This is a genomic window from Monashia sp. HAY1-2A (genome assembly GCF_056755315.1).
Map to the genome: position 1 here is coordinate 1 of NZ_JBNDHY010000436.1, position 269 is coordinate 269.

The 269-nt window shown below is 56.5% G+C and carries 1 protein-coding gene; it reads left to right on the top strand.

The window, feature by feature from the left end:
- On the top strand, positions 1-269 hold a 269-nt coding region (locus tag ACPYOM_RS22620), incomplete at both ends, for a glyceraldehyde 3-phosphate dehydrogenase NAD-binding domain-containing protein (RefSeq protein WP_481347682.1).

Sequence of the window (269 nt, forward strand, 5' to 3'; positions counted from 1 at the left end):
TCCTGAAGGCATGGCACATCTGCTTAAATACGACTCCAGCCACGGGCGCTTTGCCTGGGATGTCCGCCAGGAAGGTGAAAACCTTTACGTCGGCGATGACTCCATCCGTTTACTTCATCAGTCTGATGCCAGCCAGTTGCCGTGGGGCGAACTGAGCATTGACGTCGTGCTTGATTGCACTGGCGTTTATGGCAGCCGTGCAGACGGTGAAGCCCAGCTTGCGGCTGGCGCCAAAAAAATTCTGTTCGCGCATCCGGGCGCTCATGATC